17 protein-coding genes are annotated in these 20,847 nt (G+C 62.8%); 12 read left to right on the top strand and 5 right to left on the bottom strand.

Going from position 1 to position 20,847, the window contains the following annotated elements; all coding sequences use genetic code 11:
- Positions 1 to 9 precede the first annotated feature (9 nt).
- The 12 genes from nrfD (Q8K05_RS05995) (at position 10) to Q8K05_RS05940 (ending at position 12,569) form a co-directional block, all read left to right on the top strand.
- Positions 10 to 867, top strand: a complete 858-nt coding sequence (gene nrfD, locus Q8K05_RS05995; protein ID WP_305245602.1) for an NrfD/PsrC family molybdoenzyme membrane anchor subunit — start codon at positions 10 to 12, stop codon at positions 865 to 867.
- Between the two features lie 80 nt (positions 868 to 947).
- The gene (locus Q8K05_RS05990) at positions 948 to 3,587 is read left to right on the top strand and encodes a molybdopterin-dependent oxidoreductase (RefSeq protein WP_305245601.1); all 2,640 of its coding nucleotides are present in this window, start codon (positions 948 to 950) and stop codon (positions 3,585 to 3,587) included.
- Complete coding sequence (locus Q8K05_RS05985) at positions 3,584 to 4,444, top strand: molecular chaperone (RefSeq protein ID WP_305245600.1); 861 nt, start codon at positions 3,584 to 3,586, stop codon at positions 4,442 to 4,444. Before Q8K05_RS05990 ends, Q8K05_RS05985 begins: the two co-directional genes overlap by 4 nt.
- Positions 4,445 to 4,449: 5 nt before the next feature.
- Complete coding sequence (locus Q8K05_RS05980) at positions 4,450 to 4,899, top strand: hypothetical protein (protein WP_305245599.1); 450 nt, start codon at positions 4,450 to 4,452, stop codon at positions 4,897 to 4,899.
- Positions 4,896 to 5,582 (top strand): hypothetical protein, encoded by a 687-nt coding sequence (locus Q8K05_RS05975; protein ID WP_305245598.1) that lies wholly within the window; start codon positions 4,896 to 4,898, stop codon positions 5,580 to 5,582. Before Q8K05_RS05980 ends, Q8K05_RS05975 begins: the two co-directional genes overlap by 4 nt.
- Positions 5,583 to 5,590: 8 nt before the next feature.
- Positions 5,591 to 6,079 (top strand): hypothetical protein, encoded by a 489-nt coding sequence (locus Q8K05_RS05970; protein WP_305245597.1) that lies wholly within the window; start codon positions 5,591 to 5,593, stop codon positions 6,077 to 6,079.
- Positions 6,080 to 6,092: 13 nt separating this feature from the next.
- Positions 6,093 to 7,220, top strand: a complete 1,128-nt coding sequence (locus Q8K05_RS05965) for a 4Fe-4S binding protein (protein ID WP_305245596.1) — start codon at positions 6,093 to 6,095, stop codon at positions 7,218 to 7,220.
- Between the two features lie 38 nt (positions 7,221 to 7,258).
- Positions 7,259 to 7,663: a hypothetical protein gene (locus Q8K05_RS05960; RefSeq protein WP_305245595.1), complete on the top strand. Its 405-nt coding sequence runs from the start codon at positions 7,259 to 7,261 to the stop codon at positions 7,661 to 7,663.
- Between the two features lie 66 nt (positions 7,664 to 7,729).
- Positions 7,730 to 8,380 carry a nitroreductase family protein gene (locus tag Q8K05_RS05955; protein WP_305245594.1) on the top strand — a complete coding sequence of 217 codons (651 nt, stop codon included), beginning with the start codon at positions 7,730 to 7,732 and terminating at the stop codon, positions 8,378 to 8,380.
- Between the two features lie 168 nt (positions 8,381 to 8,548).
- On the top strand, positions 8,549 to 10,048 hold the full coding sequence (locus Q8K05_RS05950; protein WP_305245593.1) for an AMP nucleosidase: 1,500 nt from the start codon (positions 8,549 to 8,551) through the stop codon (positions 10,046 to 10,048).
- 197 nt (positions 10,049 to 10,245) lie between these two features.
- Positions 10,246 to 11,943, top strand: a complete 1,698-nt coding sequence (locus Q8K05_RS05945) for a sensor histidine kinase (RefSeq protein ID WP_305245592.1) — start codon at positions 10,246 to 10,248, stop codon at positions 11,941 to 11,943.
- Positions 11,940 to 12,569: a response regulator transcription factor gene (locus Q8K05_RS05940; RefSeq protein ID WP_305245591.1), complete on the top strand. Its 630-nt coding sequence runs from the start codon at positions 11,940 to 11,942 to the stop codon at positions 12,567 to 12,569. The genes Q8K05_RS05945 and Q8K05_RS05940 overlap by 4 nt, the downstream gene beginning before the upstream one ends.
- Before the next feature lie 12 nt (positions 12,570 to 12,581).
- Here the strand turns inward: Q8K05_RS05940 and Q8K05_RS05935 are convergent, their stop codons facing one another.
- The 5 genes from Q8K05_RS05935 to dsrO all read right to left on the bottom strand — a co-directional run bounded on the left by Q8K05_RS05935 (position 12,582) and on the right by dsrO (position 20,845).
- A complete protein-coding gene (locus Q8K05_RS05935; RefSeq protein ID WP_305245590.1) occupies positions 12,582 to 14,294 on the bottom strand; it encodes a methyl-accepting chemotaxis protein in 1,713 nt (570 codons plus the stop codon).
- A 406-nt stretch (positions 14,295 to 14,700) separates the two neighbouring features.
- The gene (locus tag Q8K05_RS05930) at positions 14,701 to 15,678 is read right to left on the bottom strand and encodes a rhodanese-like domain-containing protein (protein ID WP_305245589.1); all 978 of its coding nucleotides are present in this window, start codon (positions 15,676 to 15,678) and stop codon (positions 14,701 to 14,703) included.
- 113 nt (positions 15,679 to 15,791) lie between these two features.
- Positions 15,792 to 19,016 (bottom strand): molybdopterin dinucleotide binding domain-containing protein, encoded by a 3,225-nt coding sequence (locus tag Q8K05_RS05925; protein ID WP_305245588.1) that lies wholly within the window; start codon positions 19,014 to 19,016, stop codon positions 15,792 to 15,794.
- A gap of 11 nt (positions 19,017 to 19,027) precedes the next feature.
- Positions 19,028 to 20,167, bottom strand: a complete 1,140-nt coding sequence (gene nrfD, locus Q8K05_RS05920; RefSeq protein WP_305245587.1) for an NrfD/PsrC family molybdoenzyme membrane anchor subunit — start codon at positions 20,165 to 20,167, stop codon at positions 19,028 to 19,030.
- 3 nt (positions 20,168 to 20,170) lie between these two features.
- Complete coding sequence (gene dsrO / locus Q8K05_RS05915) at positions 20,171 to 20,845, bottom strand: sulfate reduction electron transfer complex DsrMKJOP subunit DsrO (RefSeq protein WP_305245586.1); 675 nt, start codon at positions 20,843 to 20,845, stop codon at positions 20,171 to 20,173.
- Between the last annotated feature and the right edge of the window lie 2 nt (positions 20,846 to 20,847).

Genomic DNA, 20,847 nt, shown 5'->3' with positions numbered 1-20,847 from the left:
CATCACATCATGGGTGACTACGTCTGGTTTCACGATGTGTCGTGGCATTCGGCTTACGCGATCTACTTTTTTGTCATCGGGATCTGCGCGGGCCTTTCATTTTTCTCGTTTTTGTCCTGGCACCGGGCGGAGCTGGCGGGACTGCGCAAGCCGGCTGCCTATGCTTCGTTTGCGCTGCTGGCGGTGGGTGGCGTGCTGCTCATTGGCGACCTCTCGCAGCCCATGCGCTTTCTCAACGTGCTCAACCCCTTCTATCTGCACTTCACCTCGCCCCTGGCCTGGGGTTCGCTGAACATCGTGACCTTTGGCGTAGCGTCCGTAGCCTACCTGCTGATGCTGCGCAAGGGCAACGAGAAGAGCGGCAAACGGCTGGCGCTGGTGGTCGCCTTGTTGGCGCTGGGTCTGCCGATCTACACAGGCTACGACTTGTCGGTACACCAGTCGCGGCCGATGTGGAACACCCCGGTGATGCCGGTTTTGTTCGTGGCCCTGGCCATGGCCTCCGGTGCTGCCGTGAGTTCCCTGCTCGCGGGCGCCAACGCCGCTGCGCAAACCACGCTGCGCCAGTACCTGATCTGGTCGGTGGGCGCGGTGGGCGTGATTCTGGTCTCGATGCTGGGCACCACCCACTACGGCGGTTCGGCAGAAGAGCTGACCTACATCATTCTCACCACCGGCAGCATGGGCCTGATTTTCGTCGGCCTGGGCATCGTGGCGGGCACCGTGGCGCCGTTCGCCCTGCTGTTGGCCCCGCTGGGACGCCAGCAAGGCGGTGTGATGGTTGCCGCACTGCTTGTCCTGGTAGGCAGCGCTGCGCTGCGCTACGCCATCCTGATGGCGCCCCAACAAGTCCAGACCCTGTTTTAAATCGTCATTTTCAGTCAATTGAGGACAGCGCTTGCGGCTGAGCCGCTGCAGTCTGTCCCGCAAGCATCAGGAGACAAATCATGAAAATTCCCAGCGTATCGCGCCGCACATTTCTTCAGGTCAGTGCGGGCACCGGTGCTGCCGCCGCCACCGCACCCCGTCTGCTCAACGCCATGGAAAATGATCTTGGCGGCAAGGACATCGACCCCGTCACGGCGGTCGAGCGTCGTGCCGTGCCGACCAACTGCCATGTGTGCAATATCCAGGATGGTGCCATTGCCTATCTGGAAAATGACCGCGTGGTCAAGCTCGAAGGCAACCCAGAGCATGTATCCACCCGTGGTCGTCTCTGCGCCAAGGGCAACGCCGGCATGTGGTACAGCTACGACCCGGATCGCATCCTGTACCCGCTCAAGCGCGTCGGCGCCCGCGGCGAGGGCAAGTGGAAACGCATTACCTGGGACGAGGCGCTGACCGAGTTGGCGCAAAAGCTCGATGGTGCGCTCAAGGAAGACCCCAATACCATCATGCTCAAGTACGGTCGCAACCGCACCGGTGGCACCTTGGACCGCTTCATGAAAACCCTGGGCTCGGCCACGGTGGTGAACCACACCTCGGTGTGCGAGTCGTCCAAGAAGGTGGGCATGGAGCCCACCTGGGGGCCGGACATCGAAACCCCGGACTTCGCCAACGCCAAGTACGTCCTCAACTTCGGATCGAACGTGCTGGAGGCCTCCTACTTTCACAACCCGCTGTCGCAGCGCGTCACGGAAGGCCGCATCGACAACCAGATGAAAATTGTCACGTTTGACGTGCGGCTGTCCAACACGGCGGGCTTCTCGGATGAGTGGATTCCGGTGTTTCCCGGCACAGACGGCGCCGTCGCGCTGGCGATGGGGCATGTGATCCTGGGCGAAGACATGCAGGACTCCGATTTCATCGACAACTGGACCAACGTCACCGTGGCCGAGCTGAAGGCCCATTACAAGCAATACACGCCCGAGTGGGCGGCGAAGATATCCGGCGTTCCCGCGGAAACCATCGAGCGCGTCGCCCGTGAATTCGCCACGGCCAAGCCCGCCACGCTGTTCACCTACCGCGGACCGGCCAAACACTTGTACGGCTCCTACAACGAGAAGGCCTGCATGATGCTGCCCATCATGACCGGCAACGTTGAAAAGAAAGGCGGCTACTGCCTGCCGCGCGGCATGGGCTGGCCACAGCCCATGCCGGAGCCGGGCAAACCCGCCAAGGGCTCCTATCTTTCAAACCCACCAGACTATCCGCTGGCTGCACACAAGGTCAGCCATCTGGTGCCGTTCTGGATCGCCGAGGGCAAGCAGAAAATCAACGTGTACTTCACCTACCAGGACAACCCGGTTTATACGAACCCGGGATCCATGGCCGTGTGGGGCAAGCTGTTCAAGGACGAGAAGCTGATTCCCTATCTGGTGTCCATGAGTCCCTTCATGGGCGAGGAAACCGCGCTGGCTGACTTGATCCTGCCGGACTGCCCCTACCTGGAGCGCTGGGAGCCCGAGTCCATGCCCAACTCCCTGTGGCCCTGGCTCGGCATTCGCCAGCCAGTGCACAAGTCGCTGGGCGAGTCGCGCGAAAACCGGGTCATGCTGCGCGACATCATCCACAAGCTGGACCCGGACGGCAAGCGCGGCATGAAGCAGTTCTGGAACTTCAAGGATGGCGAGGACTACATGCGTCACCACTTTGACAACGTTCCAGGTCTGAAGGAAGCCGGTGGCTTGAACTTCCTCAAGCAGCATGGTGTCTGGCCCATCTACGGCAAACTCAATCCCAAAACGGGCAAGGTGTCAGACAAGACCGGACGCGAGATCCAGGCCGAATACGGACTCTACAAGAAAGAACTTTCCGCAGCCGATATGGCCGGGGCCACGGTGGACAAGGCGGGCGCCATCATTAAAAATGGCAAGGCCATCGGGGTCAAGCGTGACGGCAAGAACTACGTGGGCTTTCCCACCGGCAACCGGGTCATCAACGTGCGGGTGGATCAGTGGGCGGACTATGGATTCAACCCCATGCCCACTTTCAAGCGAATCCCCTGGCACGAAACCATGAAGGATGACGAGTTGATCCTGTCCACCTTCAAGCTCAACGTGCACAAGCAGTCACGCACCGCCGCCGTGAAATGGCTGGCTGAAATTGCGCACAGCAACCCGGCGTGGATGAACCCGGAGACAGCCGCGAAATTGGGCGTCAAGACCGGTGACCTGGTGCGCGTCGAAAGCGCCGTAGGCCATCTGGTCACCAAAGCCTACGTCACCGAGGGTATCCACCCCAAGGTGGTTTCCATCCCCACCGGCTTCGGCCACTGGGAGTACGGGCGCCTCGCCACCCTCAAACTCAAGAGCAAAAAGAGTGATGCCAGCCACGGCCAGGACGATCCGGATCTGAACAACGTCTGGTGGGACGACAAGGGCGTGCATCCGAACAACATCATCCCCGTGGTAGCCGACCCGATTGGCGGCTCGCAGGGTTGGTACGACACTGTCGTCAAGGTCAGCAAGGCCGGACCCAATGACAAGTACGGCGACTCTGAAGGAAGCTGGGAAAAACACGTGGCCGCGTTCAAGGAAACGATGCGCTACGCCTATACCGGCGACCTGCACCGCAAGATGCACCCCGAGATGGCGGCGTGGGCGGGCCCCGAAAGCGTCAAAAACAAAGCCGGAGGTGGACATTGATTGCCGCATTGGCCTTTGACGACCCGGTTGTCGCCGACCCGGCGGAGGCAATTCAGGATCTGGTGCAACTTCGTGAGGAGTGCCTCGCCAGGGCCAATCTGTACCGTATCCTGGCTGGCGTATTTGTGGAGGAACCCTCGACGAATTTTCTGGCGGCGCTGCGCGAAGCTGGCTTGCTGCAGTCACTACGCGATGTCGGTATTGCCTTTGATGCCGATTTTCTGGAGAGCGATTTACCAACGCTGTCCGAGGCGCTGGCGTGTGAGTACGCCACGCTGTTCGCCTCTTCCGGCGGCTTCCCGCCCATCGAGTCGGTGCGCCTGACCGGGCGTTTCAAGCAGGACCCGCATTTTCAGGTGATGAAGATTTACCAGCGCATGGGGTTCGAACAGGTAAAAGGGCGCTTTGAGGTGTTCCCTGATCAACTCGGCATCGAGTTGATGTTCGTGGCCGAGTTGCTGGAGCGCGGCGCAGCCGCGCTGGCGCGCGAGGACATGCCAGCCTACAAAAAGCTGGAGAAGGAGATCAAGCGCTTCTGGACGCTGCACCTGGGACGTTGGGTGCGCGGCTACAGTGGCCTGATCGAACGCGCAGCAGGGCACTCGTTTTACCGGGAGATGGCCCGCTTTCTGGGCGGCTTTGCGATGGAGGAAATCGCGGCCATGGGTTTGAGTCATCTGGACGATCTGGACCAGGGGCAGCTGGAAGTGCCCAAGTCAGAGATCAAGATGGAATTCAACCCTGATGAGCCCGTTTGCGGCGAGTGCCCACCGGGTCTGCCCGAACGCGGCGCGGGGTTGGCGGCAGCCCGCGTGATCCCGATTACGCCATTGCATGATCTTCAACTCGGAGGGTAAGAACCATGTTGCTTGATTTGCATTCGCGCCCCCTCCTGCCCCCGGACCGGCAGGTCCTGTCCGAACTGGACTGGAGCGAAGTGGCAGCCCTGTGGAACAACAACGAGCTGGGCACCTTGCACGACTGGCTCAACGAGCGCTGGTCGCGCCTGATACGCAACAGCGTCCTCGGGCAGGCGGACCCCGAAGCGGAACTCCTGCAGGCCTTGGCATATGCCACGCTGGCGCTGTTTTTCACCCAGAACCAGAACCAGGAAGGTGCGCTGCTGATGCTGGACGATGCCCTGCTGGTGCTGGGGAAATACCGCCCCACCTATCTGGGCATCAAGATCGAACCGATCCATGCCAACTTGCAGGACTTGCGCCCCCTGCTGGTGGGGCTCGCGCCCGACGCGGACTGTCCGATGTTTCCCTTCGTGTACCCGAAATTCGAATACACACGGGCTGCGCCATGAGTGTCCAGTTTTGCTGCCTGGCAAGAAACCCCAACGAAGTCGCACCCATCGTTCCGACCTTTTTGCACTACACGCCCAGGCTGGCCTCGATCGCGCATGCCATCGCGCGCGCCCATGTGGTGCTGAACGCCGAATCCGAGGCTACCGCGATCTCACTGCTGAATGCCGGGGCCAGCCGGGTGTTTGTGGGGGAAGCCGCCTTGCTCGACGGTGGCGTTGTGCAGCGCTTGATCCAGCGCTTTGGTGCCCCGCGTATCGGTCTGCAGGTGCCGGTGCAGCGTCAGGCCGTGAGCTGGTCTTTCGAGACCGAATCCAATGAAGACTTCAATGTCGTCACGCCGTCGCTGTGCGAACCCGCCTGGGAGGTGCTCAAGGCCGACGGAGAGCCCTCGGGCATTCGGGCCAGTTTGTGGATTGACGCCATGCTGCGGCATGGCGTGCAATCCATACTGCTGCGCGCAGATATTTGTGACGATGCCGACCTGAACCTCTGCGCCGGCATGGTCGAAACACTGGGCAACAAACTCTGGATCGCTCCGCTGAACGACCCGGCGCCTGTCATTGCCGACTGGATCCGTTATGGCCAGGCGACGCAGCTTGCGCTTCCCGCCGCGCTTTATCATCGGCGTCACGAGCTGCTGCCACGCACAGACGACACCGACACACCCATCGTTGCCACATAAGGACCTGCATGAAGCCCACCGCCCGCACGCACTGGTTGGCATTCGCTCTGCCGGCAGCCTTGTTCTGCGCGGCCCCGGTGCATGCTGCTGTCGCCTTGCGTGGCGAGGCTGAACTGACCGAGGCACTCAAGAGCGAGTCCCCGTGCTGTGTTGTCGACGCCCGCAGCGAGGACAATCAACGCAAGCATCCGCTGGCCGATGCCGTGCGCTATCGGCCTGGCCTGCAAATCGTCCCCACGGCCGCAATCATCGTCGTGGCAGACCGCGACCAGGAGGCCATGAACATTGGCGCGGCGCTGGCCAAACAGCATCCTGGCAAAGTCATTTATGCGGTCAAAGGCGGCGTGGCGGCGTGGGAGTCTGTGCTCAAATCCCTGGAAAAGGTATCGTCTTCCAAGGCACCCGGCGCACCCCCTGGCATCAGTTTTGTGATTCCGCACAACACCTGCGAAACCGGCACACCGCTGCAAATTCTGCAAAGTAAACCCAAACCCTAACCCGCCCAGACGAATGCCCGACTTTCGCGCCAACTGCTGCACCCGTTATCGCTACCGCTACAGCGAATGCCGCCGCTGCGCCGATGCCTGCCCGCATGACGCTATTGTCTTGTCCGATGAAGGCGCCGCCCTCATGGCGGACAAATGCAGGAACTGCGGCTTGTGCATCAGCGCCTGCCACACCCATGCGTGGACCAGCCCCGCTTTCAAGCCGATTGACCTGCTGCGTGAAGCGATCAAGAAACCGGCATGGCGCCTCGCCTGCGAACCCTCGGGGTGCAGCGGCGATGCCGTCGTGCCCTGCCTGGGCGCCATCGACGCGGTATGGCTGGCCTACATGGCCAAGCGCCGGATTCCAGTGAGCCTGCACGGCAGTGGGCATTGCGCCGAGTGTGCGCACGGAAAAACCGGGGAAGCACAACTCAAACTCAATCTTGAGGCGCTCGAAAAGCTGCTGGAGGCCGCCACCCAGGGTGGCGGAGACGACGTCCCGGCGCCCGACTGGATGATGCCGGTTCTGGCGGAAGACACGCGCGTCCCCAAGGTGCGGGAAAAAAATGTCGAGAAAAACGCCGTCGCCGCATCCAGGCGTCACCTGTTTCGGCGCATCTTCAGCCCCAGTGTGGACAAACCGGTGGCAAAAACCGAGGCGGGCGAGACGGCCAAGGTGCCGGAAAAGGCTATTCGCGCCGGTGCCTATACCCTGTCGGAACAGCGGGAATTGCTGCAAATTGTGTGCAAACAAAAGGACGACCGTCCTTTCCCCGTGACGTTTCATGAGGGGTTGCCACTCATGCAGCTCTCGCTGCAATCGGGTTGCACCCTGTGTGAAGCCTGTTTTCGGGTCTGCCCCACGGGCGCATTGCAAATCGTGGAGAACCCCGGCGACTGGGCGCTGACCTTTCAAACCGACCGCTGCGTGGCCTGCGAGGTGTGCCTGGAAGTGTGTCAGCCTCGGGTGCTGAATGCAGCCACCTCATTTGATGCCCGCCCGGAGCAGGCGCCGATCACGCTGATCAGCAGAACCAAACAGCGCTGCTCGCGCTGTGACCGTCATTTTGTCTCGCCGACACCCGAGAAGACCTGCGCGATCTGCAGCGACGACGAAGACGCTTTTGCAGCCATTTTTGGCGAAGGCTGAGCCAGCGCTGGCCGCAACTACCTTAGGAGACATGCACTATGCAGTGGGAATTTACTGTGGAGGACGTGGTCAAGGCCCGCGCCGAATACGGATTGACCGACTTTCGGCGTGACCTGGCCGAGGAGGTGCGCGCCAACGTGGCATCCGCAGACGAGGCGCAGCAAACACGCAGCTTCAACCTCATCTATGACATGTGCTACGCGCTGGCCACGGACAAACGTTTTGACGATTTCCTCGCGGCCTATGCTTATGACCCGCCCACCTGCCAGTTTCTGACGGAGCTCAAGCCCCACATGGCTGACAACGTGGTGATGCTGGGTGCCATCTTGCAGCGACTCATCATGGACCGGGTCGAGGCTAATATGCCGCTGGAGCATGCGGTGCAGGACGCTGCTCAATGGCACGCGAGCGTGGTGTCGGGCAAGCTGCCCAGTGCAGAATAGGGCAAACTTGTCATACTCCGCCAAAGCCAAGCCGCGCGCTTGCTGCCCACAACAAAGGACCGCCTGATGGACATCGCTTCTGGCCAAGAGTTATCGGAATTTGCCAATGCCCTGATTCACTCGCGCCAAAACGTCTCGCCCCGGCGGCTGGATGAACCCGGTCCCTCGCCGCAACAATTAAGTGACATTCTGGGTACGGCGGCCGCCGCCCCCGACCACGGCCAGTTGCTGCCCTGGCGCTTCGTCATTGTGCCAACGGCCCGGCGCGAGCATCTGGCCGGGGTGTTTGGGCTGGCCCTGCTGGACCGCGACCCGAACGCCTCCCCGGAACAAATCGAAAACGCACGCGAGAAGGCCCACCGCTCGCCTTTTCTGATGCTGGCCATTGCACGCCTGGCAGACCGCGACGCGCAAGCGGGCACTGCGCCTGCGCGTGGCGCCCAGCATCCCGAGTCGACCGAGGCCGAGGTGAGCGATGCGGAGCGTTTGGTGTCCTTTGGCTGCGCCATCCAGAACATCGTGCTCTCGGCCCATGCCGCGGGCTTTGGCACAGGCCTGACCAGCGGCCAGGCGATGGCGTCACCGCGTCTGCGCACACTGTTTGCCCTGCGCGGGAACGAACAGGCCGTGTGCTGCATCAACATCGGCACCGTGACAAAACACAAGCCCGTGCGCCTGCGGCCGGTGGTGTCGGACTACGTGTCGGAGCTGAGCTGAAACCTGCGCCCTCGTTGACCTCAAATTCGAATGGCAGCATCCATCGTCTTTCCCGGCGTTGAACCGTTTGAATCCATGGCCGCAAGGTGTCGTTTTCGTGTCAGGGCTTCGTTTTTTAGTCCGCTTCCCGGGGCTGCATGTAGGCCGGGGCGTAGCACAATAAGCCCCATGCCTTATTTACCCGCCTTCATCGCCCCGACACGCTACAAAGACCCTGCTGCCGCGCTGGCACAGGTCCGTGCCATTTACGACCAGCAGATTGCGCACCTGCGGGACGCCATGCAACGTTACGTGGCCGGTGAAACGATGCCCGGCCATGTGCGCGCCTGCTACCCGTTTGTGCGCATCCACACCGACACGGTGGCACGCGCCATTCTTGAAACGCCGGACATTTCGCAGCTCAGTTATGGGTTTGTGGCCGGGCCGGGCCGCTATGAAACCACGCTGACCCGGCCCGACCTGTACAGCCGCGACTACCTGGAGCAGTTCCGGCTGCTGCTGCAAAACCATGACGTGGAGCTGGAGGTGGGCACCAGCACGCAGCCGATTCCCATCCATTTCTCGTTTGCCGAAAACGACCACATTGAGGGCACCATGAGCGCGGCGCGCCGCCAGTTGATGCGCGATGTGATTGACCTGCCCGACCTGGCGGCCATGGACGACGGCATTGCCAACGGCACCTATGAAGCCCGCCCCGGTGAGCCGCAACCCTTGTCGCTGTTCACCGCCGCGCGGGTCGACTACTCGCTGCAGCGCCTGCGCCACTACACCGGCACCTCGCCGCACTGGTTCCAAAACTTTGTGCTGTTCACCAACTACCAGTTCTATATCGATGAATTCGTGCGGCTGGGCCATGAAGCCATGGCCGACGCGGGCAGCGAGTACATCGCATTTGTGGAGCCCGGCAACGTGGTGACGCGGCGCACCGGCCTGCCCGCCGAGGCCGGCGACGAGCTGGGCATGCCGCCGCCGCGCCTGCCGCAAATGCCGGGCTACCACCTGCTGCGCGCCGACCGCAGCGGCATCACCATGGTCAACATTGGCGTGGGCCCGGCCAATGCCAAAAATATCACCGACCACATCGCCGTGCTGCGGCCGCACGCCTGGATCATGCTGGGCCACTGCGCCGGCCTGCGCAACAGCCAGCAGCTCGGCGACTATGTGCTGGCGCACGGCTATGTGCGGGAAGACCATGTGCTTGATGAAGAACTGCCGCTGTGGGTGCCGATTCCGGCGCTGGCTGAAATCCAGAAAGCGCTGCAACAGGCGGTGCAGGACGTGACGCACGCCGAGGGCGCTGACCTCAAGCGCATCATGCGCACCGGCACCGTCGCCTCCACCGACAACCGCAACTGGGAGCTGCTGCCCGGCAACCAGGCGCAGCGCCGCTTCAGCCAGAGCCGGGCGATTGCGCTGGACATGGAAAGCGCCACCATTGCCGCCAACGGGTTTCGCTTTCGCGTGCCCTATGGCACGCTGCTGTGCGTGAGCGACAAACCGCTGCACGGCGAGATCAAGCTGCCCGGCATGGCCAATCACTTTTACCGCGAACGCGTAGACCAGCATTTGCGCATCGGCATACGCGCGGTCGAACTGCTGCGCGCCGAGGGCAGCAGCCAGCTGCACAGCCGCAAGCTGCGCAGCTTTTCGGAAGTGGCGTTCCAGTAAAGCCCTGCTCTATTTCCTTTTGCTAGTTCCTTTTGCTATTTTTTAAAGCGGCAGCGCCCCGGTTTTATTGGCGGAATATGAAGCACAAGTTTTTATTTCGCCTGCTTTTCCGGCTTGGGGCCTTGTTGATGGGAGCGGGTTTGCCGTTTCAGCCAGCCCTTGCGGACACGGAAAATACGGCGACGGTAAGGATAGGCGTGCTGGCCTATAAAGGCGCCGAGGCGGTGCAGGAGGACTGGTCCCATGTCAGGAACTGGCTTGAAGCCAGCATTGCGGGCCACCATTTCATTCTGCTAGATTTCGACCAGGCCGGGCTGACGCGCGCGGTGCGTGAACGGAGCATTGATTTCGTCATCACCAGCAGCGGCCACTATGTCGCCCTCGAACATGGCGAGGGCGCCAGCCGCATCGCGACCATCGAGTCGCCCGGGGCCCTGTCGCCCAGGCAATCGATCGGATCGGCCATCGTGGTGCGCGACGATGCGCGCCTGCGCACCCTGGCGGATCTGGCCGGCAAGCATGTGCTGGCGGTTGACCCGGATGCGTTCGGGGGTTACCAGATTGCCGCACGCGAATTGCTGCAAGCCGGTGTCGATCCCGAGCATGACCTGGCCCATCTGCAATTCACGGGGTTTCCGGTTCAAAACATCGTGCATGCGGTTCGTGCGGGCCAGGCCGACGCCGGCATCGTCCGCAGCTGCCTGCTTGAGCAGATGATCCGCAGCGGCGAGATCGGCGCCGGGGAGTTGCGCGTGCTGGCGCCGATCGACATCCGGGGCTTGCCGTGCCAGACCTCGTCACGGCTATACCCCGACTGGCCGATTGCCGCCTTGCGTCATACTCCGGCGGAACTGTCCAGGCAAGTGGCCATCGCCTTGTTGCGCATGCCGCGTACCGCAGAGGGCTATAGCTGGACGATCCCCAGTGATTATCAGGTTGTTGGTGAGTTGTTCCAGGAACTGAGAATCGGCCCCTATGCCTATTTGCGCCTATGGACCTTCGAGGGCGTTTTGCGGCGCTATTGGGGCTGGATGCTGCTGATTCTGGCCTTGCTGGTCACCTGGGCGGTGCATACCGTGCGGGTCGAATACCTGGTCAGCCAGCGCACCCGCGCGCTGCGCGACGCGCAGGAAGAGCAACGCCGCATGGCAGAAGAAGCGCTGCTGCATCAAGCCACGCTCGACCATACCGCGCGACTGGCCATACTCGGCGAAATGGCCAGCGCGATCGCGCACGAGCTGAACCAGCCGCTGGCGGCCATCGGCAATTTCGCCCGCGGCATGGCGCGGCGCATTACAGCAGGCCGGCTGGAGCCGGCGCCCCTGCTCGACGGAACCCACGAGATCGTCACGCAAAGCGAGCGGGCGGCAAGCATCATCCGCAACATCCGCGCGTTCTCCCAAAAAAGAGCGTCCGAACAAAAATCAGTCGATCTCAAGGCGGTCGTGGGCGAAACCATCGCCCTGTTCACCGGCACCCATCCGCAAGCGCGCGTGATCTGGCAGCCCGCCGAAACGCCGGAAGTGTCCACCGTGGTGGCCGACCCCGTGCAGATCCAGCAAGTCATGCTCAATCTGCTGAAAAACGCACTGGATGCGCAGCAGACAGCCGGCCGGGCAGACGAACCGATCGAGGTGCAGTTCCGGGCGGAAGCTGGCGCCTGTGTCATCACCGTGCGCGATGGCGGTTGCGGTCTTGCGCCCGAACAGTTCGCGCGCCTGTTCGAACCCTTCTTCACGACCAAAACCGAGGGCCTCGGCCTGGGCTTGTCACTGAGCAAGGGCATTATTGAATCGCTCGGGGGCACGCTGTCGGCGGCGGCCCATGACGACGGCAAACCCGGGCTGGCGATAGGGTTCAGCCTGCCGAGAGAAGAATCACAGGAAGACCTATGAACGAACGCGATGCCGTACTTTTTGTGGTGGACGATGACGCGGCGATGCGCCGCTCGCTGGCTTACCTGTTCGACTCTGCCGGATGGCGCGTGGAGGCCTTCGAGTCGGCGCATGACTTTCTCGACCGTTACAGCGGGCATGTGCCGGGCTGCCTGGTGCTCGACGTGCGCATGCCCCTGATGAGCGGGCTGGAACTGCAGCAAAAGCTCAAGGCGCATGGCGTACACCTGCCCATCATCTTTCTGACCGGCCATGGCGATTTGGCCATGGCGGTGCAGGCGATGAAAACCGGCGCCTGCGACTTTCTCGAAAAACCGTGCAAAGACCAGGTGCTGCTCGATGCGGTGACGCGCGCGGTGCAGCGCAGCATTGAAAGCTGCCGGATAGGCACGCAATCCCTCGCCGCACAAACCGTGCTGGCCGCGTTGACCGCGCGCGAGCGCGAGGTCGCGGAACTGATGGCCGCCGGCAAGTCCAGCAAAGTCATCGCCCGCGAACTGGGCATCAGCGACAAGACCGTCCAGGTGCATCGCCATAACGCGATGGAAAAGCTGGGCGTGCATTCGGCGGCGGAAATCGCCCGGCTGCTGATGACGACCGGGCTCGAGCCGACTGCATCGCCCTGAGGAAACGCCGGCCTATTCCGTCATCGCGAGGCGCGCAAAGTCCTGGCGATCCATAGGCCCTTGAATCTGGTGGCGTTCCGGATGGTTTCCCGCCGCGCGGCGCCCGCGGATGGACGTCGCCGGGGATGCCCGGCGGTCCTGGGATGCGAGCGGGTTGGCTGCCGTGAGCCTGAACACCGCCACGGTCTGCACCAGCTCCTGCGCCTGCGATTTGAGGCTGGAGGTAGCGGCGGCCATCTGCTCCACCAGCGCGGCATTCTGCTGCGTGGCCTGGTCCATCTGGGTGATGGCCTCACCCACCTGCGCCACGCCTTGCGCCTGCTCATTGCTGGCCGCGCTGATCTCGCCCATGATGTCGGTCACGCGGCGGATGCTGCTGACCACTTCCTCCATGGTGTGGCCGGCCTGATCGACCAGCGCCGTGCCCTGCTCCACGCGCTCCACGCTGGTATTGATGAGGGTCTTGATTTCTTTCGCCGCATCGGCACTGCGCCCGGCCAGGGAACGCACTTCAGAGGCCACCACGGCGAAGCCGCGGCCCTGTTCGCCGGCGCGCGCCGCTTCCACCGCCGCATTCAAGGCCAGGATGTTGGTCTGGAAGGCGATGCCGTCGATCACGCTGATGATGTCGCTGATCTTCCTGGAAGAGTCGTTGATACCCTTCATGGTGTCCACCACCTGCGCCACCACCTCGCCGCCCTTGATGGCCACGCTGGAGGCGCTTAGCGCCAGCTGGTTGGCCTGGCGCGCATTGTCGGCATTCTGCTTGACGGTGGAGCTGAGTTCTTCCATGCTGGCGGCGGTTTCTTCCAGCGCGCTGGCCTGGCTTTCGGTGCGGGCACTGAGGTCGTGGTTGCCCTGGTCGATTTCGGTCGAAGCGGTGGACACACTTTCGGAACCCAGGCGTACGGCAGTGACCGTGCGGCGCAAGGACGCCTGCATGCGCTTGACCGAAGCCATGATGCTGGCATCGTCGCCGGCACGCAGCGCTATCGATTGCGTCAGGTCACCATCGGCCACATAGCCCACCGCGTCGGCGACCTGGCCGGGTTCGGCACCAAGGGCCCGGGTGATGCCACGGGCAATCGACCAGGCAACCAACAAACCGATCACGATAGCCAGCGCTGCAATGCCCAGGATCAGGTCGCGGGTCATGCCAACGGTATGGTTAGCCTCCTGACCGGTCTCGCTGGAGGCGTCCTGCTGAAGCTTAAGGGCGATGTCAACCGCCTTGAAGATCAGCGCTTGCTTCGCTGCGATCTCCCCCGTCAACAATGCGGTGGCAGCCTTCAACTCCTCGGGATTTCCTGACATTCCCAGCTTCATCGCCTGATCGAGAAGTTTGCTGTAGGCACCTCGGTTGTCATTGATGATCTTGAGCAGCTCCATACCCTTGGGCGAAGTGACGGTCTTGCCCAGCTCGGCAAAGATTGCAGCGTTACCGGCACGTAGCGGTGCAATTTGTTCGATCTGCCGGGCTGCTGCCGCGGCGTCATTGAGGAGAACCACGTCCCGGGTAATCACAGCAACCGCCAGCAGGTTGCCTTTCAGCGTGCTATAGAGCTGCACTTTGCGCAAGCGGTTATCCACCAGTTCATGCAAGCCGGCATTAATGGCCGTCAATTGAAACAAGGCCACTGAACTCACCACGACAAGCGCGGCAATGAGCAAGCCAAAGCCGCTCATGAGACGCGCGGAGACCCGCATATTGTTGAAAAGACGCATCTGACTTCCTTGTTCACGCAAGCGCCGCCCCCGACAAATCCGGGATCGAGCTTGACTATTCAGTACTTCCCTCACTGCTACAGCGCCCGAAAGCGCTATGGCCGTTCGTTTGGGGTCTATTGGCCTGCGCCTGCCGTCACGCCCGCACGATGCGCGCCACCAGCACGGCGGCGATCAGCATGTCGGTCAAGACATTGCCTATGCCCGTTTACTGACGACGCTCGACCAGGCGGCCGACCCCCGCCGCAACAAGCAGAGCCACCATCAGCAGCAGCAGGGCGACCGGCACGGGGAGGGGACCCAGACTCACGGTCCGCATTCCGCGCTCCTACGGCTGGATGATCATGGAACTTGTTGCGCCAATCGGGTTGCGCGACAAAGCTGGGTCACAGCTACCGCGCCTTTGCTATTGCCGTGCAACCGCTTGCAGTGCCCGCTTTTCCAGCGTCCACTGATGCATGGAGCCGTCATACAGGCGAGCCTGCTTGTTGCCGAGAATCTCGGACAGGACAAACCAGTTGCCGGCAGCCAGGATGCCGGTGTTGCAATAGGTGATGGCAGGCGCTTGCGGATCAACGCCGCTGGCCTTGTAAATATCGCGGTAAGTTGCAACGGACAACATGCGGGTCGCGTCGCCCTCTGTCGTCAGCAATTCCGAGGAAACGTTTTGCGCGCCCGGAATGTGACCATAGCCAAACACGCTATCTTTCTTGCTCAAACCCAAATACTGGGAGGTGATGCGCGAATCAATCAACTGCGCAGTCTTGCCGGCAACGGCTTTTTCAACATTTTCGGAGCTTACCAACATCTCTGTGCGCGCAGGCTTGGCCGCCCAGTCTCCTTCAACCACCTTGCTTGGTGCCGTGGTGATTTCCCGGCCTTCGGCCAACCACGCAGCGGTGCCGCCGTTGACGATGGCAATGTTGTCTTCGCCGTACACTTTAAACTGCCAGTAAAGACGGGCCGCATCATTCATGTCTACAGGATCCTGACCTGCTGCCACGATAACGACAGGACGGCCCTCTCGCACACCCCAATTGCGTGCCAGCTTTTCAAAATCAGCGCGCTCCGGCAGCATGAACTTGACCTTGAGCGCACCGACGGTGCGCTCAACACGTACCATGCTATTTTGCACCGGCGAGGCATCCTGAATGTGGCCGCCCAGTTCGACCAGCACTTTCTTGCCGGTTTTCTTGTCGGTCGCAAACTGCGGTGCTGTCAGAAAAGTTTTCTGATTCGGGCGTACATCCAGCACTGTGACTTCAGCCTTGTTCTTGGCGAGCCATTCGCCGTCGACCACTGGACCTGGCACCTGCAAGGCCCAGCCCCATTGGGCCAACCCGAGCAGGGCAGCGCCCGTCATGCATCTAATCTGTGCTTTCATCTTTTGAATTCCTTCAGTTGTGTTGACTTGAAGCCTGAGCTTGCAGTTGGACTGCAGCCTGCGGCCAGTGAAGGGAAACGAACGCCATACGGCGATGCGTCAGGTACCTCACGTCACGCCCGCACCAGTCGCGCCGGCAAACCCTGCCGCACCGTGGTTCCGGCCACCGGATCCAGGTACACATTGCGCCCGCTGTGGGTCGGGTCGCTCAATCCCAGGTCGTTGAGATTGATGCCGGCAGCAATCGCCGGTTCGTGCGGCTGCGTTTTTCCGCCGATGCGATGCGCCCGCGCGCCGAGTTCGCGGTGGCCAAAACCGTGTTCCACCGCCACCACGCCGCGCTGCACGCCCTGGCGCAGACTCACGGTCGCCTTGACGCGACCGCCCGGGGTTTCGAGATAGACCTGGTCGCCGCTGCGCAGGCCCAGCCCTGCCGCATCGTCCGGATGCAGCGCCACCGGGTTGTCGGGGTGAAGACCGCGCAGACTGCGCACACCGATGCTGTAAGAGTTCTGCAGCGGCGATTTGTAGCTGATCACCTGCAGCGGCCATTGCGCCTGCGGGTATTTCTGGCGCACCGGCGTGCCGTCGGCAAAGGCCGCCTCGCGCCACGAAGGGGTGCCTGCAAAACGCTTGCCGGTCAGGCTGTGCCTGGCGGTGCCCAGGTTTTCGTTGTAGAGCTGCATGGGTTTGGTGAAGCGATGCGTGGACCAGTCGGACGGGTAAGGCGCTTGCGGCTGCGCCGCCTGGACGGTCGCGCCCGCCGCCACCGCGGCTTTGGCGCCCGCCTTGGGGTCGGCCTTGGGGTCGGCCTTGGGAGCGGCCGGCGGCAGCCTCACGCCAAACATTTCCTTGTAGTTCTGATACCGTCCACCCCGCGCCAGCATGAAGGCCACCTTGCGCCATTCTTCGGGCTTGAGCGTTTGCTCCAGCAAGGGCCGGATGCGGGCCACGCCGGACAACGCGATGTCCTCGTCGCTGGCGTCCGGCACCGGTGTCTTGCCGGTCCACGCGATGTTCGCGCCGCCGCGCAGATACCAGTCCTCGGGCCGCTCCAGCGGGAAGGGGTTGCCATCGACGTCGGCGAGGCCGGCCGGGCCGAAGCCGGGCAGTTCCATGGCCTTGGCCAGCGCCAGGAAAAAGGTCTCCATGCCGATCGCCTGCCCATCCGGCAGCTTCTGGGCCCGGGGTTCGACCACCGGCCAGCGCGCCGTGCTCATCTTGACCGCCACCCCGCCCCAGGCATTGGCCCAGCCCCAGCTTTCATACATCAGCGAGTCCGGCACGATGTAGTCGGCCAGCGCCGTGGATTCGTTGATGAAGGGGTCGACCGCAATGATCAGCGGCAGTTTTTTCGGATCGGCCAGGTCTTTGGCGACTTGCGCGCTCAGTCCCGTCACACCGTAGAGCGGGTTGCAGCTCCACAGGATCAGGGCCTTGAGCGTGTAAGGGTAGCCGTTGACCGCGCTGCTCAGCCATTCGCTGGCCAGCCCCGGGGCATTCGGATACCACGGCGCCTGCGCCGGGTAGGCCTGGCCGCTGGCCTTTTTGCGCTTGAACTCGCTGGTTTTTTCATAAGGCACGTTGCGCCCGAGCGGCGTGCCGCCCGGCTTGACCGCGCCGGCAAAGCTTTCCAGGTTGTAGCGCGGTCCTTCGCCGGCATCCTTGAAAGCACCGCCGTTGACCAGCGTGCCGCCCTTGCGGTTGAGGTTGCCGATCAGGGTGTTGAGCATCACCACCGCATAGGCGTTGTAAAACCCGCCGCCGGACATCATGCCGCCATGCGCGTTGACCGCGGCGCGCTTGCCGTGGCTGGTCAACTCGCGCGCCAGCCCTTCGATGACGTTCACGGGAATGCCGCAGGCGGCCGAATAGTCGGCCAGGCTGTGCTTGAAGGCCTCTTCGCGCAGCAGGCTCATCGCGCTTTTGAGCTTGAGCGTTTCCGTGCCGGCCTGTGCCTCGCCGTCAAAGAACAGCGCTGCCTCACCCTTGGCTTCGGTGTGAGCGATGAGTTTTTTCGTCACCGGATCTTGAACGACGTAGGGGTCCCCGTCCTTGTAGCGCTCTTCCTCGGTCAAGACCATGCCCAGATCGGAGCCGCGCAGATAGCGGCCGTCGCGCGCATGGCCCGGCTGCACGACCACCAGGTGCGTGGCACTGCTCCAGCTTGCCTCGCCAGCCGCCTCGGCCACCTTGAGGTTGGGCTGGACCAGGTAATGCCGGTCGTAGCGTTCCTGCTCGATGATCCAGCGGATCATTCCCATGGCCAGCGCGCCGTCGGTGCCGGGCTTGATCGGCACCCAGCGGCTGCGGTCGCCGGCGGCCAGGCTGTCGGCATTGGTCAGCACCGGGTCGACCACCACGTAGCTGAACTTGCTGTTGCCCGAGCGCGCCTTGGCAATCAGCGTTCCCTGCCGCTTGAACGGGTTGCCGGCATTGCCGGGCGCCGTCCCGATGAAGATGCAGAATTCGACATTTTCAAGATCGGGCTTGGCGTGCGGCATTTTCTTCATGTCGCCGAACATCGCCCCCGAGCCGCTGCGGTAGGCGCCGCCGCAGTAGGAGCCGTGTCCCACCAGGTTGACGCTGCCGTAGGACTGCTTGAGGAAACGCTCCACAAAGGCCTGGCGGCCCTCGTTGGTGCTGACCATCAGGCCGACCTGGTTGACCCGGGGGCCGAGTTCGGGCTGCTGCGGATCGATCGGCGTCTTCAGGTCGCGCAGGGCGCGCAGTCCCTGCACCTCGCCCTCGCCGAACAGATTGCCGCCTTCAGTGACTTCCTTGATCAACTGGTCGAACGCGATCGGTTGCCACTGGCCGCCGCCGCGCGGGCCGACGCGCTTCATCGGGGCCAGCACGCGAAACGGTGAATTCACTTGCTCCAGCACGGCATTGCCGCGCCCGCAGGCAGTGGACCGCCCCGCCAGGCCTTTTTCCTCGTAGCGCGAGAGCGCTACGAAACTGTCGCGGATCGGCGTCTGGAATGGCAGCGGCGGGTCGGCCGACAACGGGCTGTAGGGATTGCCCGCCACGCGCAAAACGTTGCCGGTTTTTTTGTCGATGCGCACCCGCACGCCGCAAAAGGTGGTGCAGCCCATGCACATGGTGTAGCTGACCTGCTGCTCCGGGTTGATGCTCAGCGCGCCGGTGGCGGGATTGACGCTGAACTCGGGCGCCAGCGAATTGCCGTGGAGCCGCTGCTTGGGGGTGTCCTTGCCCAGCACATGGTCCACCATGCGCCCTGCGGTGGTCGAGAAGCCGGCGGCGAAAGCAGTGAGGCCTCCGCCGATCGCGGCCTTGCGCAAAAATGAACGACGCTTGTCTTGTTTGTCTTCCATGGAAATTCTCCTTAGTGCTGAGCCATCGCGTCAGCGGCGAGTGCATTGGTTTCTTTTTTGTCGCGGCTGGCAAACACCTGTCCGGCCCATGGCAGATAACTCACCATCAAGACCAGCAGCGCGATCCACAAACCCGCCGTGCCGACGATGCCCATCAGACCCTCGTTGCCCAGCGGCAGGTGGTAGACGTAAGCACCGGCGCCGGTTTTGGGGATGGACTGGCCGCCGATGAGGATGGTCCAGCGCATCATCCATGCGCTGTGCACGGCAATCAAGCCGGTGATCAGGCCGCAGGAGGCCGGGCACCAGATCGCCAGCACCAGCGGAACCACCGTAGCCAGCACCGCCCACACCGCGGTCAACTGCCATTGCGGCATGCCCGCCACCTGGCTGAAGGCGGCGCTGTGCGAGGGGCTGAGTCCGGACAGGCTGACGAACAACCAGCCTCCGCCCAGCGTCAGCACGACCGCAAGAGCGAGCACCAGCAGGCGGTTGAGGCTGATTTCCAGTGGTGTATCGTGGCGGCCAATAAACCGGTTGAACAACAGCAACAGACCGACTGCGCCGGCAAAGGCGGTTGCCGCGAACTGCAGCGGCAGGAAAGGCGTGTTCCACAGCGGACGGGCTTGCACCACCATCACCTCCATACCGGTATAAAGCGCCACCAGCACGGCGCCCGCCAGGGTCAGCAAGGCCGCGGCGGAAATCGCCATGCGCGGCGCCGGGCCGCCCCGCCCGGCCAGGCGATAAAGGCGGGTCAGCCATGCGCCTGCGCCCTGGCCCTGCACGGCGAAATCGCCGCGCAGCGCCAGCCACGCATAAACCAGCAAGCCGCCGAGGTACACCGGGATAAAGAACGCGCCCCACGACATCCAGGATTGCGGCTGGAAGTGCAGGTAGAAATTCAGGAAACGTCCCGGACCGTGCAGGTCGGCCAGCAGAGCGACGGGCGCCGCCAGTCCGCAAACCAGCGCGCCGATCAGGGCCAGGCGGCCCAGCCTTTCATGCCGGGTGCGACCGAAAACGAAATACGGCAGGGTCAGCATGAAGCTGCCATAACTCAGGCCGATCAGAAAAAAGTATTGCACTGCCCACGGCAGCCAGGCGGCCTCGCGTGTCACGTTGAGCACTTCGATGATTTGACTGTTCATGATTCAAGCTCCATGTCCGCTCGGTTGCCACAAAGTACCTTCGCCCTCGACGCGCCCCTGGAAGCGCTCGTCCAGGCCCAGATAAAACACATGGGGCTGCGTGCCCATTTCCGGCTTCAGCACCTTGACCTGGTTCTGGTCGACCAGCTGGCGGACCTGGCTCTTCGGATCGTTGAGGTCGCCGAAAATGCGCGCCCCGCCGACGCAGGTCTCGACGCAGGCCGGCAGCAGCCCGGCATCGACCCGATGGGCGCAGAAAGTGCATTTATCCGCCTTGCCGGTGTCGTGGTTGATGAAGCGCGCGTCGTAAGGGCAGGCCTGCACGCAGTAGGCGCAGCCAACGCAGCGGTCGCCATCGACCACCACGATGCCGTCCTTGCGCTGGAAAGTCGCGCCCACCGGGCAGACCGGAATGCAGGGTGGTTCGTCGCAATGGTTGCACAGGCGCGGCAGCATGTAGGTGCCGGTGCGCTTGCCGTCGTGCACCTCGTAAGTGGAGGTCACGGTGCGGAAACTGTTGGCCGGCACGTCGTTTTCCATGATGCACGACACCGTGCAGGCCTGGCAGCCGATGCACTTCTGCACATCGACCACCATCGCCCAGCGATGCTTGCTTTCGCCTTCCGCCGAAGCGATGGCCGGCAAGGCGCGCAAGAAATTGCGTCGGGACTCCATCATTT

It is taken from the genome of Polaromonas sp. (assembly GCF_030682935.1).
In the GTDB taxonomy this organism is placed as follows: Bacteria; Pseudomonadota; Gammaproteobacteria; order Burkholderiales; family Burkholderiaceae_C; genus Polaromonas.
Note: the sequence above shows the minus strand (reverse complement) of the source record. Positions and strands in the feature narration are given on the sequence as shown.

Coding starts and splice junctions, on each gene's coding strand:
- Q8K05_RS05930 (WP_305245589.1), bottom strand. CDS start 15,678: ATGAAAGCACAGATTAGATGCATGACGGGCGCTGCCCTGCTCGGGTTG.
- dsrO (WP_305245586.1), bottom strand. CDS start 20,845: ATGATGGAGTCCCGACGCAATTTCTTGCGCGCCTTGCCGGCCATCGCT.
- nrfD (WP_305245602.1), top strand. CDS start 10: ATGGGTGACTACGTCTGGTTTCACGATGTGTCGTGGCATTCGGCTTAC.
- Q8K05_RS05925 (WP_305245588.1), bottom strand. CDS start 19,016: ATGGAAGACAAACAAGACAAGCGTCGTTCATTTTTGCGCAAGGCCGCG.
- Q8K05_RS05990 (WP_305245601.1), top strand. CDS start 948: ATGAAAATTCCCAGCGTATCGCGCCGCACATTTCTTCAGGTCAGTGCG.
- Q8K05_RS05940 (WP_305245591.1), top strand. CDS start 11,940: ATGAACGAACGCGATGCCGTACTTTTTGTGGTGGACGATGACGCGGCG.
- Q8K05_RS05935 (WP_305245590.1), bottom strand. CDS start 14,294: ATGCGTCTTTTCAACAATATGCGGGTCTCCGCGCGTCTCATGAGCGGC.
- Q8K05_RS05965 (WP_305245596.1), top strand. CDS start 6,093: ATGCCCGACTTTCGCGCCAACTGCTGCACCCGTTATCGCTACCGCTAC.
- Q8K05_RS05975 (WP_305245598.1), top strand. CDS start 4,896: ATGAGTGTCCAGTTTTGCTGCCTGGCAAGAAACCCCAACGAAGTCGCA.
- Q8K05_RS05950 (WP_305245593.1), top strand. CDS start 8,549: ATGCCTTATTTACCCGCCTTCATCGCCCCGACACGCTACAAAGACCCT.
- Q8K05_RS05970 (WP_305245597.1), top strand. CDS start 5,591: ATGAAGCCCACCGCCCGCACGCACTGGTTGGCATTCGCTCTGCCGGCA.
- Q8K05_RS05960 (WP_305245595.1), top strand. CDS start 7,259: ATGCAGTGGGAATTTACTGTGGAGGACGTGGTCAAGGCCCGCGCCGAA.
- Q8K05_RS05955 (WP_305245594.1), top strand. CDS start 7,730: ATGGACATCGCTTCTGGCCAAGAGTTATCGGAATTTGCCAATGCCCTG.
- nrfD (WP_305245587.1), bottom strand. CDS start 20,167: ATGAACAGTCAAATCATCGAAGTGCTCAACGTGACACGCGAGGCCGCC.
- Q8K05_RS05980 (WP_305245599.1), top strand. CDS start 4,450: ATGTTGCTTGATTTGCATTCGCGCCCCCTCCTGCCCCCGGACCGGCAG.